This window comes from Limnohabitans sp. INBF002 (assembly GCF_027924905.1).
GTDB lineage: Bacteria > Pseudomonadota > Gammaproteobacteria > Burkholderiales > Burkholderiaceae_C > Limnohabitans.
This window is the reverse complement of sequence record NZ_AP027055.1, coordinates 1,707,551-1,723,819: the sequence shown is the minus strand read 5'-3', so window position 1 is coordinate 1,723,819 and position 16,269 is coordinate 1,707,551. Positions and strand designations below refer to the sequence as shown.

The 16,269-nt window shown below is 56.7% G+C and carries 15 protein-coding genes, 1 tRNA gene and 1 riboswitch; of the genes, 7 read left to right on the top strand and 9 right to left on the bottom strand.

From position 1 onward, the window contains the following. Positions 1 to 77: 77 nt before the first annotated feature. Together glyA and QMG15_RS08440 are read right to left on the bottom strand one after the other, a co-directional pair. Complete coding sequence (glyA, locus tag QMG15_RS08445) at positions 78 to 1,322, bottom strand: serine hydroxymethyltransferase (RefSeq protein WP_281788235.1); 1,245 nt, start codon at positions 1,320 to 1,322, stop codon at positions 78 to 80. A 53-nt stretch (positions 1,323 to 1,375) separates the two neighbouring features. Further along, positions 1,376 to 1,505, bottom strand: a riboswitch (ZMP/ZTP riboswitch). Positions 1,506 to 1,509: 4 nt separating this feature from the next. Next, entirely contained in the window at positions 1,510 to 2,349 is an 840-nt protein-coding gene (locus tag QMG15_RS08440; protein ID WP_281788234.1) for a lytic transglycosylase domain-containing protein, read from the bottom strand. An 89-nt stretch (positions 2,350 to 2,438) separates the two neighbouring features. Here QMG15_RS08440 and QMG15_RS08435 point away from each other — a divergent pair, with 89 nt between their 5' ends. Beyond that, complete coding sequence (locus QMG15_RS08435) at positions 2,439 to 5,177, top strand: DUF349 domain-containing protein (protein WP_281788233.1); 2,739 nt, start codon at positions 2,439 to 2,441, stop codon at positions 5,175 to 5,177. A 112-nt stretch (positions 5,178 to 5,289) separates the two neighbouring features. Here QMG15_RS08435 and QMG15_RS08430 read toward each other — a convergent pair whose 3' ends face one another. The 4 genes from QMG15_RS08430 to QMG15_RS08415 are packed head-to-tail and all read right to left on the bottom strand — an operon-like array spanning position 5,290 to position 7,907. Next, positions 5,290 to 6,108: a UDP-2,3-diacylglucosamine diphosphatase gene (locus QMG15_RS08430; RefSeq protein ID WP_281788232.1), complete on the bottom strand. Its 819-nt coding sequence runs from the start codon at positions 6,106 to 6,108 to the stop codon at positions 5,290 to 5,292. A gap of 6 nt (positions 6,109 to 6,114) precedes the next feature. Next, positions 6,115 to 6,621 (bottom strand): peptidylprolyl isomerase, encoded by a 507-nt coding sequence (locus QMG15_RS08425; protein ID WP_281788231.1) that lies wholly within the window; start codon positions 6,619 to 6,621, stop codon positions 6,115 to 6,117. Between the two features lie 36 nt (positions 6,622 to 6,657). Next, positions 6,658 to 7,260 carry a peptidylprolyl isomerase gene (locus QMG15_RS08420; RefSeq protein WP_281788230.1) on the bottom strand — a complete coding sequence of 201 codons (603 nt, stop codon included), beginning with the start codon at positions 7,258 to 7,260 and terminating at the stop codon, positions 6,658 to 6,660. Beyond that, positions 7,257 to 7,907 (bottom strand): tetratricopeptide repeat protein, encoded by a 651-nt coding sequence (locus tag QMG15_RS08415; RefSeq protein WP_281788229.1) that lies wholly within the window; start codon positions 7,905 to 7,907, stop codon positions 7,257 to 7,259. The genes QMG15_RS08420 and QMG15_RS08415 overlap by 4 nt, the downstream gene beginning before the upstream one ends. A gap of 102 nt (positions 7,908 to 8,009) precedes the next feature. Between QMG15_RS08415 and cysS the strand changes: the two genes are divergently transcribed. The 6 genes from cysS (at position 8,010) to QMG15_RS08385 (ending at position 13,381) form a co-directional block, all read left to right on the top strand. After that, positions 8,010 to 9,383 carry a cysteine--tRNA ligase gene (gene cysS, locus QMG15_RS08410; protein ID WP_281788228.1) on the top strand — a complete coding sequence of 458 codons (1,374 nt, stop codon included), beginning with the start codon at positions 8,010 to 8,012 and terminating at the stop codon, positions 9,381 to 9,383. Positions 9,384 to 9,389: 6 nt separating this feature from the next. After that, the gene (locus QMG15_RS08405) at positions 9,390 to 10,031 is read left to right on the top strand and encodes a DNA-3-methyladenine glycosylase 2 family protein (protein WP_233246944.1); all 642 of its coding nucleotides are present in this window, start codon (positions 9,390 to 9,392) and stop codon (positions 10,029 to 10,031) included. 21 nt (positions 10,032 to 10,052) lie between these two features. Next, positions 10,053 to 11,030: an acetyl-CoA carboxylase carboxyltransferase subunit alpha gene (locus QMG15_RS08400; protein WP_281788227.1), complete on the top strand. Its 978-nt coding sequence runs from the start codon at positions 10,053 to 10,055 to the stop codon at positions 11,028 to 11,030. Further along, a complete protein-coding gene (gene tilS / locus QMG15_RS08395; RefSeq protein WP_281788226.1) occupies positions 10,993 to 11,961 on the top strand; it encodes a tRNA lysidine(34) synthetase TilS in 969 nt (322 codons plus the stop codon). Before QMG15_RS08400 ends, tilS begins: the two co-directional genes overlap by 38 nt. 35 nt (positions 11,962 to 11,996) lie before the next feature. Continuing rightward, positions 11,997 to 13,265, top strand: coding sequence for an aspartate kinase (locus QMG15_RS08390; RefSeq protein WP_281788225.1), 1,269 nt, complete (start codon positions 11,997 to 11,999; stop codon positions 13,263 to 13,265). A gap of 23 nt (positions 13,266 to 13,288) precedes the next feature. After that, positions 13,289 to 13,381 (top strand) — tRNA-Ser (locus QMG15_RS08385). Positions 13,382 to 13,626: 245 nt separating this feature from the next. On the opposite strand, the gene QMG15_RS08380 is transcribed toward QMG15_RS08385, so the two are convergent. Genes QMG15_RS08380 through QMG15_RS08370 form a run of 3 tightly spaced genes read right to left on the bottom strand, consistent with a single transcriptional unit; the run spans position 13,627 to position 15,973 of the window. Beyond that, positions 13,627 to 15,312, bottom strand: a complete 1,686-nt coding sequence (locus QMG15_RS08380; protein ID WP_281788224.1) for a recombinase family protein — start codon at positions 15,310 to 15,312, stop codon at positions 13,627 to 13,629. Next, entirely contained in the window at positions 15,309 to 15,698 is a 390-nt protein-coding gene (locus QMG15_RS08375) for a DUF2924 domain-containing protein (protein WP_281788223.1), read from the bottom strand. The genes QMG15_RS08380 and QMG15_RS08375 overlap by 4 nt, the downstream gene beginning before the upstream one ends. Then, positions 15,695 to 15,973 carry a DUF3489 domain-containing protein gene (locus QMG15_RS08370; RefSeq protein ID WP_281788222.1) on the bottom strand — a complete coding sequence of 93 codons (279 nt, stop codon included), beginning with the start codon at positions 15,971 to 15,973 and terminating at the stop codon, positions 15,695 to 15,697. Before QMG15_RS08370 ends, QMG15_RS08375 begins: the two co-directional genes overlap by 4 nt. Positions 15,974 to 16,269: the final 296 nt, after the last annotated feature.

Below are 16,269 nucleotides of genomic sequence, written 5' to 3'. Positions count from 1 at the left end.
CGTCACGAGCGAAACAACACAAAACAGAAGCAGACAAACAAAAACCCCCGACACAAAGGACGGGGGCTGATGGCAAGTTACTTGTAAACAGGGAACTTAGAAGTCAGCGCATGCACCTTGGCACGCACCGCCGCGATGTTGGCTTCGTCGTGTGGGTTGTCCAACACGTCGGCAATCAAGTTGGCGGTGATGCGGGCTTCTTCGTCTTTGAAGCCGCGTGTGGTCATCGCCGGGGTACCGATGCGCACACCGCTGGTAACGAATGGTTTCTCTGGGTCGTTCGGGATGGCGTTCTTGTTGATCGTCATGTGCGCTGCACCCAAAGCCGCTTCGGCTTCTTTGCCGGTGATCTTCTTGGAGCGCAAGTCCACCAACATCACGTGGCTTTGTGTGCCGCCGCTGACGATGCGCAGGCCGCGTGCGGTCAAGGTCTCAGCCACGATCTTGGCGTTCTTCACCACTTGGGCTTGGTACTCTTTGAACTCAGGCTGCATGGCTTCTTTGAACGCCACAGCCTTGGCGGCGATGACGTGCATCAACGGGCCGCCTTGCAGGCCTGGGAAGATGGCGCTGTTGATGGCTTTTTCGTGCTCTGCCTTCATCAAGATGATGCCGCCGCGTGGGCCGCGCAAGCTCTTGTGGGTGGTGGAGGTCACCACGTCGGCGTGAGGCACAGGGTTGGGGTATTGGCCTGCGGCGATCAAGCCAGCGTAGTGGGCCATGTCGACCATGAAGATCGCACCAACTTCTTTAGCGATCTTGGCAAAGCGTGCCCAGTCGATGTGCAAGCTGTAAGCCGATGCACCCGCCACGATCAGCTTGGGCTTGTGTTCGCGGGCTTTGGCTTCCATCGCTTCATAGTCGATGGCTTCTTGTGCGTCCAAGCCGTAAGACACGACGTTGAACCATTTGCCAGACATGTTCAGGGCCATGCCGTGGGTCAAGTGACCGCCTTCGGCCAAGCTCATGCCCATGATGGTGTCGCCGGGCTTCAAGAACGCGAGGAACACGGCTTCGTTGGCCGAGGCGCCGCAATGGGGTTGCACGTTGGCGCAGTCGGCACCGAAGATGGTTTTGATGCGGTCGATGGCCAGTTGCTCGGCCACGTCCACGAATTCGCAGCCACCGTAGTAGCGCTTGCCAGGGTAGCCTTCGGCGTATTTGTTGGTCAGTTGCGAGCCTTGGGCTTGCATGACGGCAGGAGACGCGTAGTTCTCGCTGGCGATCAGCTCGATGTGGTGTTCTTGACGGGCGTTTTCGGCCTGAATAGAAGCCCAGAGTTCTGGATCGGTTTGTTCGATGGTGATGTTGCGGTCGTACATACTGGCAGTCCTAGAAAAAGGTGGTGTCCCGGCTATAACTCGGAAAAGAGCGGCAGGGCTGCCCAGGCGAACGGCAAAACACCTCTTCATGAAAGAGGCTGCGCGCTTCCCAGTGGTCATACATCCACGTCAGCGGTACGGGGCTGGTGCCCCGCACGCCTATCGCCAGTTGCGCGCGAAACAGAGTTTACCGTGGTTCCTCGTCGTCTTTGGGGTCTTTGCCAAAGGGCGTCAAGCGCTGGGCTTTCTCCCACAGGCTTTCCAAACGGGCCGTGGCGGCCTCGGCAGCCGTCGACGGTGGCGGGGTAATTGGCACTTTCACGCCTTTGGCCACTTGTTGCAGGCGGGCGTTTTCGGCCATGACCTTGCCAGCGTAGCCTTGGTCGTCTTTCATATTGCCAGCGCCCACATAGAGCTTGAGGCCGCCTTCCAAGCTACCTGCCCGGTTGATGCACTCTTTGAGCACGTTGACGCCCACGCGCACGTTGGCCACGGGGTCAAACGCGGCCAAAGCGCCACCAAAGCCTTGGTATTTCTGCTCGTGGACCTTGGTCATCACTTGCATCAGGCCTTGGGCGCCCACATGGCTTTGGGCAAAGGGGTTAAAGCCAGACTCCACAGCCATGACGGCCAAGATGAGGGTGGGCTCAATTTGGTTGCTGGGGCCCACGTCGTAGGCTTCTGAGACCAAAGCGCTCAAAGGTTCTGGCGCCACGCGGTATTTTTTGCTCAACCAATAGGCGAGGTTGGCTTGTTGTTTGGGCAGGTCGCGGGGGTCGGTGGCGGTGGCACGGTCAACCGCCTCGGCATCAGTGGCGATGCCTGTTTCGTCGTACTGGCGCTCTTGTAGCCAGCTGATGACCTTGGCTTCTGTCACCACACGCAGGTCGGGGCGCACCGTCAGCGCCACGGCGAAAAAGAAGATGGACAAGCCCACCACGGCCAAGCCGTTGTGAGAAATGGCAAAAAAACCTTGCGCCACGTCCGTTGCAAAGGTACGTAGACCTAGCTGTAATCTGGCGAACATAGGAATAGGCATAAATTTATAAATAGCGAATAGGCCAAAATTTTAAAGCCTCGGCGACAATCGCCTCTAATTTACTGTGAGCCCTACTTGTGACTGATTCTTCGAACAAACCCCTCGACCTCGCCGCCTTAGACAAATTGACTGGCGGGGCCTTTACCGTTTCCACCTCGGCAGACCGCACCGCGCGCCTGCGCGACTGGCTGGCTGGCCAGCCCACGTTGGAGCAACTGCAAGCCGTCTTCGACGAAATGAGCCACCGCGACAAGGGCGCCGCCAAAGTGCTGCGCGAGAAGCTCGACGAGCTGCGCCGCAGCAAAGACCAAGATGCGTTGGTGCAAGAGTGGGCCGCCAAAGGCGAAGCCCTGCGCGATGCGGCCCACATCAATTTGGGCGATGCCATGGGTTGGCAGCGTGATGCTGCCAAAGCCGGTGCCCCGTTGTCTCGCGAGCCATTGGCCGGTTTGAAAACCGCCTTGGCCGAGCGCGTCAAAGCCATTGAAGACCTGCAACACCAAACCCAAGTGCAGCGCGAAGCCGCTGTGTTGTTGGCCCAGCGCATTGAAGTGTTGTCCACCAAACCTTGGCAAGATGCCTTGGCCCAACGCGATGCGCTGCAAGCCGACCTCGACCGTTGGGTGGCACAAGCCCAAGCCTTGGCGGCAGACGCCCAATGGCCCAGCGTGGACGCCAAATTTGCGCCTGCTTTGCAAACCAGCACCCAACAGGTGCAAGCCGTGTGGACCGCTTTCTGCGAGGCGTTGACACTGACCGAAGCCGCTGCTGCCGATGCTGCCGCGCCATTGCCCGCCGTGCCCGCCTGGTCTGACCAAATTCGTGTGGCCCGTGGCGAAGTGTTGCCCCAAGCCGCTGCACCTGCCAAAGCCCCCAAGCCCGCTGCCGCTGGCGTGGATGCCACCCGCAAAGTCAAACCCACTGCCGACAAGGCTGTGGTGGACCAAAAGCGTTTAGAGCTGGCCATGCAAGCCGAGGCTTTGTTCAAGCCCGCGCCTGCGGCTAAGCCTGCGAAGGCTAAAGCGGCCAAGGCGGAGGACGCTGCGCAAGAGGCTGTGGTGATTGAGCCGGTTGTTACAGAGGCTCCTGCCGCAGAAGTCGCCCCAAGCGTCGCAGAAGCAGCGCCATCGGCTGAGACCGCCGCACCTGAAGCCACAACGCAAGCCGTGGAAGCTGAAAAACCTGCGGCCAAAGCCGACGACGTGGCGCGCATCCCCGCCATGGGTGGTCGCAAAATGCAAGAAACCTTGCGCAATTTGCGCGAGCAATGGAAAAAAATCGACAAAGAAGCCGCGCCCAACCCCGCGTTGTGGAAGCGTTTCGACTCGGCTTGTAACCGCGCCCACGAAGTGGTGGACGCCTGGCTCAAAGAAGCCCGCGCGCAAACCACTGCGCACAAAGCCCAGCGCTTGGCCTTGATTGAAGAAGTCAAAGCCTGGTCGGTTGAACACGCCAATGGCCCAGACTGGAAAGGCGTGGCGCGTCAGTTGCACCAGTTCGCCCAACGCTGGCGCGAGAGCGGCCACCTGAGCGAAAAAATGTTTGCTGAATTGCAGCCCGTTTGGAAAACCGCCATTCACGCCGCACACGAGCCGTTGGAAAACGCACAAAAAGCCAGCTTGGCTCGCCGTCACGCCTTGATTGCCGAAGCCCAAGCCTTGGGTGCGGCTACCAGCTTGCGTGTGGACGCTGTCAAAGCGCTGCAACAGCGTTGGCAAGAAGAAGCCCACACCGTGGTGTTGGACCGCAAGCAAGAACAAAAATTGTGGGACGCCTTCCGCCAACCGATTGACGAAGCCTTTGCCCGCAAATCGTCGGTGCGCGAGCAATCGCAAGCCGCGCTGACGCCGTACGACAAAGCCGTGCTTGACGCCGCCAAAGCGTTGGACTCTGCCACAGCCAAAGGCGACGGCGCGGCCATTCGTGCGGCCATGCAAGCACTGGAACAAATCGCTCGCGGTGAAGTGGTGGCAAGCCCTGCGGCTGCGGCCACCCCAGCTGCTTCGATTGAACAAGCTGCAGAAGCTGTGACACCCAGCGATGCCTCTGAAGCCCCCGCTACAGAAACCGCACCCAGCGACACAAGCGCTGGCGACGTCACGGACGCCTCAGTTTCAGAGGACGCCGTTGCTGAACCCGTGGCTGAAGCTGCGCCCGTCAAGCCAAAAGCAGCCCCCCGTCCAGTGGTGGCTGTGCGTGGCGATGACCGCCCAGGCCAAAAGCGCACCGAGGCTGCCCCTGCAGCGCGCGGTGGTCGTGATGGCAAGCCCGGTGGCAAGTTTGGCGACAAGCCTAGCTTTGGCCGTGATGGCAAGCCTTCACGCGACGGTGGTCGCGAGGGCTTTGCACCACGTGGTCCTCGTTTGGGTGACGCGGCTTTCCGCGCCCAACGTCACGCCTTGGAATCTGCACAAGACGCCTTGCGCCGCTTGGCTGCACAAGCCCATGGCGAAGTGCTGACCCAGCTCATGCACGCGTGGGAAAAGCGCGACGCCGCGCAACTGCCAGCTGCGCAAGCGATTGGCAGCAAACTGTCGCCAGCCCAACGCACGCAATGGTCACAAGCCTTGGCCGCTCAGCCTAAAGGTGACGCGGTTACGCCGTTGTTGCGTTTGGAAGTGGCGGCTGATTTGCCCACGCCCGCTGCGCAGATGGATGCCCGTCGTGCTTTGCAGTTGCAAATGCTCACACGTCGCAACGACCCATCTCCACAAATGACTTGGGCGGCTGACGCCGCGCAAGTGTTGGGTGGTGCGTATGACGAAGCCGCAGCTCGTCGCTTGCAAGCGGCGCTGAAAGTGTTGCTCAAGCGCTAAGTTATCAGCACGCACAAAGGGGGCTTGTTCCCAAGTCAAACAAAACGGCGCCTATCAGCGCCGTTTTTTATGTGTGTTGCGATAGCGCGTCAATCAAGCTTCGGTGAAGGCCCTAGTTTGTAGTCAAGGTCAATCGACGCAGCCCGTGCGTGGGGTTGTGCGCTTCTTCTCGTAACCAGCTCAGCACCTCCAAGCGAGGTGGTTGGCTATCCGCATGCCAATCGCTCAGTACCCAACGGCTCAGGCCGTCACCTAAGTCATGCACAGCAGGCTTGTGGGTGTGGCCGTGCAGCAGCACTTGCGCATCCGTGGCCTTGAGCCATGCGATGGCGGCTTGGGTGTCTACATCTGCGTAATCAGCGTGGCTGCGTTTGAGTGCTTCGCTTTGGGCGCGCACGCTGCGCGCATAGGCTTGGCGCTCAGCCAAAGGTTTGGCTAAGAAGGCGGCTTGCCATTCAGATTGGCGCACTTGGGCGCGAAACGCCAAGTAATCGTGGTCGTCCAAACACAGCGCGTCGCCGTGGCTGAGCAAGATGCGCGTGGGCGTTGAATCTCCCGCAGTCCCAAGGTCTAGCACCGTGGGGTCGCTCAGGCCTTGCATGCCCGTGGTGCTGAGCAACTCAGCGCCCACCAAAAAGTCGCGGTTGCCGCACATGAAATACACAGGCATGCGCAACGCCGTGGCTTTGAGAACGGCCATGCATTGCAGGGCGAAGGGGTCTGGGTTGTCATCGCCCACCCACACTTCAAACAAATCGCCCAAGATGAAGAGGGCGTCTGCTGGGGTGTGTGCCATGTGCTGGGCCCACGCCTCGAAGGTGGCAGGCTCGCCTGCATCTAGGTGCAGGTCGGAAATGAAGTCGATGCGCTGCCACGCGGGCTGGGCCCGCACACACGGTGTCTCGCTAGGCGCGGGTGGCAGATGCGTCATCCGTGATTAGAGCGCGACGGCTTTCTCAATCACCACGTCTTCTTTGGGCACGTCGTCATGGAAGCCTTTGCGGCCGGTTTTGACGGCGGCGATTTTGTCGACCACGTCATTGCCGCTCACGACTTTGCCAAACACGGCATAGCCCCAGCCTTGCATGCTGGGTGCTTTGTGGTTCAAAAACTCGTTGTCAGCCACGTTGATGAAGAACTGGGCGGTGGCCGAGTGTGGGTCAGACGTGCGGGCCATGGCCAGCGTGTAGTGGTTGTTTTTGAGGCCGTTGTTGGCTTCGTTTTCAATCGGCGCGTCGCATTCTTTTTGCGTCATGCCGGGCTCGAAACCGCCGCCTTGGACCATGAAGCCGGGAATCACGCGGTGAAAAATGGTTTTGTCGTAGTGACCTTTGTTCACGTAGTGCAAGAAGTTCTCTGTGCATTTCGGTGCTTTTTCAGCGTCGAGTTCGATGGTGATGACGCCGTGGTCCAAGATGTGCAGTTCGACTTGTGGGTTGCTCATGGTGTTTCCTTATGAAAGAGTGAAGCCAGCGCGTGCTCAGAGCACCGTGGCGGATTGAATGACGATGGGGGTGCGTGGCACATCCGAGGGGAAGGGACCGCCGAAGCCAGTCTGTACGCTTTTGATCTTGGTGATGGTCTCCATGCCCGAGATCACTTTGCCAAACACGGTGTAGCCGGGTTGTTGGGGGGAGGGGTCTAGAAAACCGTTGTCCACCACGTTGATGAAGAACTGAGCTGTGGCTGAATTCGGCACATTGGTGCGCGCCATGGCAAGGGTGCCCACGGTGTTGCGCGGACCGCCTTTGGCCAAGGCTTCGCGGCCTTCGTGTTCAACAGGGGGGCGTGTGCGGCGTTCAATGTAGCGTTGGTCGTAGCCACCGCCTTGCACCATGAAGTTGCCAATCACGCGGTGAAAAATGGTGCCTTCGTAGTGTTTGTCGCGCACGTATTGCAAAAAGTTGTCGACCGTCTTGGGGGCTTTGTCTGGGTAGACCTCAACCACAAACTCGCCCGCGTTGGTGACGAACTTGACGCGGGGTGCGTCTTGGGCGATGGCGGCTGGCGCCAAACCCAACCAGGCGAGGGCGCAAAAACTGAGGCCACACAAGGTGCGGCGGTTCAACAATGAAAGTGTCATGGTTTGCCTTGGGTCATTGCGAGAACGGGTTTGAGCCGTTCCATTTTTTGAGTGAGATCACGCTGCTTAGGCTCAATGGCCAAAGATTGCGCATACGAATGGCGTGCCATGTTGACCAGCAGGTCTCCCATATTCTCGTGGGCTGCGGCGTAATTTGGGTTTGCACGCAAGGCCTTGTCTAAGGAGGCCTTGGCATTGGGGTAGTCGCCCTTGGCTGCGTAGATCACTCCCAAATTGTTGTGGGGCTCAGCCAGCTCGGGGTACTCTTGTGTGAGATCGATGTAGACCTTCAATGCCATCTCTGGCTGCCCCAGCTGCTCAAAAATATAACCCTGCCAAAACTGCATTTGCGGGTCTCGTGGGTTGGCCGCCAAGCCTTTGTTGACCAGCAGCAAGGCTTGCGGGTACTTGGCTTGACGCAACAGCTTGCGCACGTCGTTGTGGGGTGTGCTGATCACAGTGGGGAGGGTGGATTGGCCGGGCTGCCACTCCAAGGCCTCAACACTTTGCGCGGTCACGTTCAATGAACTGAAACCCAAAGCCAAACCCAAGGTCCATGCAGTCACCCATCGGGTTTGCGCGAAGGTTTGGCGAGCAGCAGGCATTGCCAAATACTTGGCTGAGGAGGGGGCGTGAGGGTTTGTCATGTGCTTTGTATACTGGAGGCATTGTAAAACAGAGGGTCTGGACGACTCTTTGGCTTTCACCTCATTACCGACCCTTCATTGCGGTCTTCTCTCGATTCACTCATGACGCTTCGCATTCACAACACGCTCACGCGTGCGCTGGAGAACTTTTCGCCGTTAGAACCTGGCCATGTGCGCATGTACGTGTGCGGCATGACCGTGTACGACCTGTGCCATTTGGGCCATGCCCGTTCGATGGTGGCGTTTGATGTGGTGCAGCGCTGGCTCAAGGCCAGCGGCTACCGCGTGACCTATGTGCGCAACATCACCGACATTGACGACAAGATCATCAAGCGTTCGTTAGAAAACGGCGAAACCGTGCGCGGCCTGACCGATCGCATGATCGACGCCTTGCACCAAGACGCCGACGCTTTGGGCATCGAGCGCCCCACGCACGAGCCCCGTGCCATGGACTATGTGCCGCAAATGCTGGCCATGATTGGCATCTTGCAAGACAAAGGCTTGGCCTACCAAGCCAGCAACGGCGATGTGAACTACGCCGTGCGCAAGTTTCCCGGCTATGGCAAGTTGTCCGGCAAGTCGCTGGACGAGTTGCAAGCGGGCGAGCGCGTGGCGGTCGACGATGGCAAGCAAGACCCGCTGGACTTTGTGCTGTGGAAATCGGCAAAAACAAGCGAGCCCGACGAAGTGAAATGGGCCAGCCCCTTTGGCGCAGGCCGCCCCGGCTGGCACATCGAGTGCTCGGCCATGAGCTGCGAGATGTTGGGCCAAAGCTTTGACATCCACGGCGGTGGCGCTGATTTGCAGTTCCCGCACCACGAAAACGAAATTGCCCAAAGCGAAGGCGCGAACGGCCAAAAGATGGCCAGCGTGTGGATGCACAACGGCTTCATCAATGTGGACAACGAAAAAATGTCCAAGAGTTTGGGCAATTTCTTCACCATCCGTGATGTGCTCAAAGAATTTGACGCCGAAACTGTGCGTTTCTTTGTGGTGCGCAGCCACTACCGCAGCCAGCTCAATTACAGCGATGTGCATTTGAACGACGCCCGTGGCGCCTTGAAGCGCCTCTACACCGCGTTGGGCACAGTGACGCCTGATGAAGTGACGATCGATTGGGCTGAGCCCCATGCCGCACGCTTCAAAGCCGCCATGGACGAAGACTTTGGCACCCCCGAAGCCGTCGCCGTGTTGTTTGAACTCGCCAGCGAAGTCAACCGCACGCAATCGGCGCAGACCGCTGGTTTGCTCAAAGCCTTGGGCGGCGTGTTGGGTTTGTTGCAAGACGACCCCAAAGCCTTTGCCCAAGCCGGTGCAGGCGTGGACGAAGAAGCCATTCAGGCCCAAATCGCGGCCCGCGCTGCCGCCAAGGCGGCCAAGAATTTTGCCGAGGCAGACCGCATTCGCCAAGCCTTAGCTGCTGATGGCATCGTGCTTAAAGATTCGCCCACGGGCACGACATGGGAGCGTGGCTAAGTGATCGTGGGTCAAGACAAAGTCACCATCGCCACGCCCGAGTATTGGGCAGAGGCATGCAAACACTTGGTTAAAAAAGACCGGGTGATGAAGCGCCTCATCCCTCAGTTTGGTGAGGCTTCGCTGCAGTCACGCGGAGATGCTTTTGTCACGCTGGCTCGTAGCATTGTGGGTCAGCAGGTGTCGGTCAAGGCCGCTCAAACTGTGTGGGACCGCTTTGTCAAGCTGCCTCGAAAAATCACGCCCGCCAATGTACTGAAGCTCAAGGTGGACGACATGCGCGCAGCCGGTTTGTCGGCCCGCAAGGTGGAGTACATCGTTGATTTGGCGCTGCACTTTGACAACGGCGCTTTGCATGTGAAAAAGTGGTCCGAGATGACGGACGACGCCATCATCGAAGAACTGGTGGCCATTCGCGGCATTGGCCGTTGGACGGCTGAGATGTTTTTGATCTTTCACCTCATGCGCCCCAACGTGTTGCCGCTGGATGATGTGGGCCTGATCAATGGCATCAGCCACAACTATTTTTCAGGTGAGGCGGTCAGCCGCAGCGAAGCCCGAGAAGTGGCTGCGGCATGGGCCCCTTATTGCAGTGTGGCAACTTGGTATATTTGGCGCTCGCTAGATCCGCTGCCAGTGGAATATTGAGCAGCTAAGGAGTAATTAATTTTGGCTAAAAAAACCTTCCTCGACTTTGAACAACCGATTGCTGAACTTGAAGGCAAGATCGACGAACTGCGCTATGTGCAAAGCGAGTCAGCAGTGGATATTTCGGACGAGATTGACCAGCTCAGCAAGAAAAGCTTGCAGCTGACCAAAGAAATTTACAGCGACCTCACACCTTGGCAAATCACCAAGATTGCCCGCCACGCCGAGCGTCCTTACACGCTGGACTACATCAACGACATCTTCACCGACTTCGTGGAAATGCATGGCGACCGCCACTTTGCCGATGACTTGAGCATCGTGGGTGGTTTGGCCCGTTTCAACGGCAACGCCTGCATGGTCTTGGGTCAACAAAAAGGCCGCGACACCAAAGAGCGCGCTGCGCGTAACTTTGGCATGAGCCGCCCTGAGGGTTACCGCAAAGCCTTGCGCTTGATGAAGACCGCCGAGAAGTTCAAGCTCCCCGTGTTCACGTTTGTCGACACGCCCGGCGCTTACCCCGGCATTGACGCGGAAGAGCGCAGTCAGTCCGAAGCCATTGGCCGCAACATTTTTGAAATGGCTCAGCTCGAAGTGCCCATCATCACCACCATCATTGGTGAAGGTGGCTCGGGCGGCGCGTTGGCCATCAGCGTGGCAGACCAAGTGTTGATGCTGCAGTACTCGGTGTACTCGGTCATCAGCCCCGAAGGTTGCGCCTCGATTTTGTGGAAAACATCTGAGCGCGCCGAAGACGCTGCGGAACAGCTGGGCATCACTGCCCATCGCCTGAAGGCTTTGGGCTTGGTTGACAAAATCGTGAACGAGCCCGTGGGTGGCGCACACCGCGACCCCAAGCAAATGGCGGCTCAGCTCAAGCGCGGCTTGAACGACGCATGGCGCCAAGTGACCGACATGAAGGTCAAAGAGCTGCTCGACAAGCGCTACGAGCGTCTGCAAAGCTATGGCCGTTACACCGACACCAAAGCTGACGCCCGCTAACTTTCCCTCGCTGGACGCGCTCCAGCATTTAGGCCCATTCGCCGTTGCGCTCAGCGGCGGGGCCGATTCCACCGCTTTAGTCATCGCTTGTGCCACTCGCTGGCCGGGCAGGGTGTATGCCGTGCATGTGCATCACGGCTTGCAAGCGGCTGCGGATGGTTTTGAGGCGCACTGCGTGGCTTTGTGCGAACGCTTGCATGTGCCACTGGTGGTGCAGCGCGTGAATGCCACGCACGTCGCAGGCGAAAGCCCAGAAGACGCGGCCCGCCAAGCCCGTTACCGCGCACTGGCCGAGGCGCTGCAAAACAACTGGGGTGGGCAGATCCAACACATGGCCTTGGCCCAACACGCGGATGACCAAGCCGAAACCTTGTTGCTGGCGCTCTCGCGTGGCGCGGGCTTGCCGGGGCTGGCGTGCATGCCTGCTGTGGCACAGCGCCAGGGTGTGACCTATCACCGCCCTTGGTTGGATGTGCCAGGCTCGCAACTGCGTGATGCTTTGAAAGCCGCAGGCGAGACTTGGGTCGAAGACCCCACCAACACTGACACGCGCTACACGCGCAACCGCATCCGTGCGGCGTTGCTGCCCGTGATTGAGCAAGCGTTTCCTTCATTCAGACAAACCTTTGCACGCAGCGCCTCACACGCGGCACAAGCGCAAACCTTGTTGCAAGAGGTGGCGGATCATGATTTGCAGCTTGTGGGCAACCCGCCCGCTATCAAAGCCTTGCAGCACCTGAGTGAGGCGCGGCAATCGAATGTGTTGCGTCATTGGCTGGCGCTCGAACATTCGCAAGCCAGTGCGGCGCAACTGCAAGCGTTACTGGTTCAAGTGAAAGCTTGCACCACGCGAGGCCACCACATCGACATCAAGGTGGGGCGTGGGTTTGTGCGTCGCGATGGGGCTGTGTTGCGTTGCTACAATCTGTAGGTTTTTTGCCCATAACACAACACTTTTAAATAAATATGGCATTGATTGTTCATAAATACGGCGGTACGTCGATGGGCTCAACAGAGCGCATTCGCAACGTCGCCAAGCGCGTGGCCAAGTGGGCCCGTGCGGGTCACCAAATGGTGGTGGTTCCTTCCGCGATGAGCGGCGAGACCAACCGTTTGCTCGGCCTCGCCAAAGAATTGGCCCCCTCTAAAGCCGACTCGGCCTACAACCGCGAACTCGACATGCTGGCCTCCACAGGCGAGCAAGCGTCATCGGCGCTGTTGGCCATTGCTTTGCAAGCCGAAGGCCAGCCTTCGGTGAGCTACGCGGGCTGGCAAGTGCCGATTCGCACCAACAACGCCTACACCAAGGCTCGCATTGAGTCGATTGATGATGCACGCGTTCGCGCTGACTTGGATGCAGGCAAAGTGGTCATCATCACCGGCTTCCAAGGCAAAGATGAACACGACAACATCACCACCTTGGGCCGTGGCGGCTCTGACACCTCGGCCGTGGCCGTGGCAGCGGCCCTCAAAGCCAAAGAGTGTTTGATTTACACCGACGTCGATGGTGTGTACACCACCGACCCACGTGTGGTGCCTGAAGCCCGTCGCTTAGAAACACTGTGTTTTGAAGAGATGCTGGAAATGGCATCTTTGGGCAGCAAAGTTTTGCAAATTCGCTCGGTTGAGTTTGCCGGTAAATACAAGGTGCCGCTGCGCGTGTTGTCCAGCTTCACCGCGTGGGACATTGATATCAACGAAGAAGCCAAATCAGGCACGTTGATCACCTTTGAGGAAGACGAAAAAATGGAACAAGCAATCGTATCGGGCATCGCATTCAACCGCGATGAAGCCAAAATTTCTGTGGTCGGCGTGCCCGACAAACCAGGCATCGCTTACCAAATTTTGGGCGCTGTGGCTGAAGCCAACATTGAAGTGGACATGATCATCCAAAACATCAGCAAGGATGGCAAAACCGATTTCAGCTTCACCGTTCACCGCAACGACTACGCACGCACCACCGATCTGTTGAAAGACAAAGTGTTGCCAGCCTTGGGCGCAAGCGATGTGCAAGGCGACACCAAAATTTGCAAAGTGTCGATCGTCGGTATCGGCATGCGCAGCCACGTAGGTGTGGCCAGCAAGATGTTCCGCTCATTGAGCGAAGAGGGCATCAACATCCAAATGATCTCGACCTCTGAAATTAAGACCTCCGTTGTGATCGACGAAAAATACATGGAACTCGCAGTGCGCGCGTTGCATAAAGCTTTCGATTTGGATCAGCCAGCTGCCTAAGTTAAGGCATAATGTGGCCTGCTGGAAACGTGACCGAGTGGCCGAAGGTGCTCCCCTGCTAAGGGAGTATGGGGTGTAGAGCCTCATCGAGGGTTCGAATCCCTCCGTTTCCGCCAGCTAGTTTGAGCCCCTGAGTAATCAGGGGCTTTTTCTTTGGAAGTCCCACACCGTGCGGGCTTGCGGGGCGCGATCACTTTCTCTGAATTCCAAATCTCGCCATTTCAGAGCTGATTAGGCCCCATTTCTCTCCGTATTCTCAGAAGCCATTTCAGGCAGTCCATAGTTTCACTGGACCTTTTCTCTGCTTGGGCAATGACTAAGGGCGCCGCAGCGCCCTTTATTACCTCTTTTGAGTGGTGGCCTACCTTTCGGGTACTCCAAGCAGTTTTCTTTGCTCACCCCAGTTTGCAGGCAGCGGCAAATGGCTGATGAGCTTTTTGGCGGTAAGTTGGGGTGGGTGCTCACCCTTGGATATCCGCTCAATGATGTCTGGAGCCAGCATGGCCATCAGCAGAAGCCGAGAGACATAGTTGACTGTGACCTCTTCCTCTTTGGCAATCATGGCCAAGCTATCTACATCACCATCTCTGAGACGTTTGAACCAAATGTGACCTCTTGCAATCAACGCGAGCAGCTTTAAGTCTGGTTTGCGAACTTGGTCTTCAGGTCCATTAACGATTAACCGCATGGCCATTCCGCATCGTTTGAGTTCGACAGGTACTGAAATCCAAAATGACTCGCTAATGCTCGCGGTATTAGTTAGAGCAGATTGCTTGATTCCAATTTCGACTTTGCCTTCATGTATCAGTACTTGGTTCAAGAGCTTATTCAAGGTCTCAATCGGCGCACTCTGTAGCCCAAGCGCATGTTCCTTAGCCAACTCCAAGGTGGCTTTTATGTCTGTACTGCTGGAGTCCCCATCTTGGGTTGAGCCTAGCCAGTCCAAAAGCCTTGCGCCATCAGTTAGAAACGATTTGAGACCTTGAATCACTGCTCCTTCGAGCTCTTGTGCTGGGATTCGAAATCCATCCACATCTTCGGCTGCTCCTTGATGAAGTTCATTGCTCACGTAATAGCGGTATCTGCGTTTGCCTTTCTTCGAATGAGTCGGTGTGAGGTGATGGCCATTCGCATCAAAAATGAGTCCAGCTAACAAGCTTGGATTCATCGCGTTCTTACGATTGCGATATGACTGCAGATTCGTTGCCAAGCGTTCTTGCACTGCATGCCATATTTCAGGATTAATCAGGGCAGGGTGGTTACCGGGGAAGACTTCATCTTTGTGAACGATCTGTCCGATGTAGACGGGGTTACTCAGAATTTTGTACAGGTGACCACGACTGAACTCCCGATTGCCCATCGCGCCTTCGCGCTTGGTTGTTCGTGCAGGTGTTTTCCACCTACGCGCATCCAATTCATCTTTAAGCTGTCGGACACAACCGAGGTCCAGATACAGCTTGAAGATCTCACGAATTCGAATGGCATCTTCTTCGTGAATACACAAGGCCCGATCTTTAGGGAAGTAACCGATGGGAGCTAACCCTCCCATCCAAATACCGCGGCGCTTTGATGCCGCAATCTTGTCCCGGATACGTTCGGCAGTAACCTCCCGCTCAAACTGAGCAAACGACAACAGCACATTTAAGGTCAGCCGTCCCATTGAGGTGGTTGTGTTGAATTGCTGAGTTACAGATACAAATGACACACCGTATTCATCGAACAATTCCACAAGCTTAGAGAAGTCAGCCAATGACCGGGTCAATCGATCTACCTTGTAGACCACAATGACTTTAATGCGTTTAGCTTTGACATCAGCAAGCAGCTGTTGAAGAGCTGGGCGATCTGTATTGCCGCCAGAGAAGCCACCATCGTCATAGATGACAGGTGAATTAACCCATCCAAGAGAGCGTTGGCTCACGATGTAGGCTTCACAAGCTTCACGCTGTGCATCTAATGAGTTGAAGTCTTGCTCGAGTCCGTCCTCTGAGGATTTTCGCGTGTAGATCGCGCATGGGATTGAGCTCACTCTTGTGACAGCTTTGGTCATGGCTTTAATCCAAAGAAGAGTGGCCCTGACCAAGCTGTGCCTGTGATTTCTCTAGCAATTGCACTAAGGCTTGAGTAGGCCTTGCCTTGATGCTCAAAGCCTTTAACCAGAACAGTCACCTGATGTACTTTGCCTTGCCACTCTCGCATGAGTCGAGTGCCGGGACTTAGTGTGATCAAAGGTGTTGTTTGCTTGAGGAATCGAGATAGCCGAGCAGCTCCGATTGAGCCTTTCCAATGACTGTCAGCTTGCATTTGCTCATGCCATGACAAAGCCAGCTGAATCAGTTTGTATTGGATGTGCTTAGGAACTTTGCTTCCGAATGACTTGGACCATCGTTTGTCGAGTTCGATTCGGTTTGCGCGCATCTCCATCACCGCACTCATGATGTCTTCACCTCCGTGATTCGGTAAGTGCGTGTACCGCTTGCTCCGGCGATGCTCACAACGTTGAGACCAAGGCGTTTTTTAAGTGCGCCGCTGATGATCCCTCTGACAGTGTGAGCTTGCCAACCGGTGAGGATCATCATCTCCTCAATCGTGGTGCCAGTTTTCTTTTTAAGCAGATCGATGAGCTGGGATTGTTTGCTTTGTTTTTTTGCAGGCGGTTGAGCCTTAGCTGGCTTTTTTGCTTTAACAGGGGCGGATGTTTTGGTTTTCATGGGTACTCCTATGGAATCTCACGCAACCTTTGCGTGGTTCAAGTAGTACCGCTCTGTTTCCGATGTGTATCAACTCAAATGAACTGAGTAGTGGCTTAATAGCGACGAAGTACATTCTGTGGACGCCTGTTTCACCATACACAAGGGCTCGGAAAATCTCCGAGCCCATTTTCTTTGCTCCAAAGGCCTGTATTTACTGACTTCCGGCGAATGACCTTAAGGACGAATCCATAAGGGAAACCTAGGTTTTATAAGGGTTTTCGGGAGGTCTGTAATCCCTAGCTGTGCATCAGCAT

Bases quoted from the DNA above. Each gene is read 5' to 3' on its own strand.
- QMG15_RS08390 (WP_281788225.1), top strand. From the start codon at position 11,997: ATGGCATTGATTGTTCATAAATACGGCGGTACGTCGATGGGCTCAACA.
- QMG15_RS08370 (WP_281788222.1), bottom strand. From the start codon at position 15,973: ATGAAAACCAAAACATCCGCCCCTGTTAAAGCAAAAAAGCCAGCTAAG.
- QMG15_RS08415 (WP_281788229.1), bottom strand. From the start codon at position 7,907: ATGACAAACCCTCACGCCCCCTCCTCAGCCAAGTATTTGGCAATGCCT.
- cysS (WP_281788228.1), top strand. From the start codon at position 8,010: ATGACGCTTCGCATTCACAACACGCTCACGCGTGCGCTGGAGAACTTT.
- QMG15_RS08380 (WP_281788224.1), bottom strand. From the start codon at position 15,312: ATGACCAAAGCTGTCACAAGAGTGAGCTCAATCCCATGCGCGATCTAC.
- QMG15_RS08375 (WP_281788223.1), bottom strand. From the start codon at position 15,698: ATGAGTGCGGTGATGGAGATGCGCGCAAACCGAATCGAACTCGACAAA.
- QMG15_RS08430 (WP_281788232.1), bottom strand. From the start codon at position 6,108: ATGACGCATCTGCCACCCGCGCCTAGCGAGACACCGTGTGTGCGGGCC.
- QMG15_RS08425 (WP_281788231.1), bottom strand. From the start codon at position 6,621: ATGAGCAACCCACAAGTCGAACTGCACATCTTGGACCACGGCGTCATC.
- tilS (WP_281788226.1), top strand. From the start codon at position 10,993: ATGGCCGTTACACCGACACCAAAGCTGACGCCCGCTAACTTTCCCTCG.
- QMG15_RS08420 (WP_281788230.1), bottom strand. From the start codon at position 7,260: ATGACACTTTCATTGTTGAACCGCCGCACCTTGTGTGGCCTCAGTTTT.
- glyA (WP_281788235.1), bottom strand. From the start codon at position 1,322: ATGTACGACCGCAACATCACCATCGAACAAACCGATCCAGAACTCTGG.
- QMG15_RS08440 (WP_281788234.1), bottom strand. From the start codon at position 2,349: ATGTTCGCCAGATTACAGCTAGGTCTACGTACCTTTGCAACGGACGTG.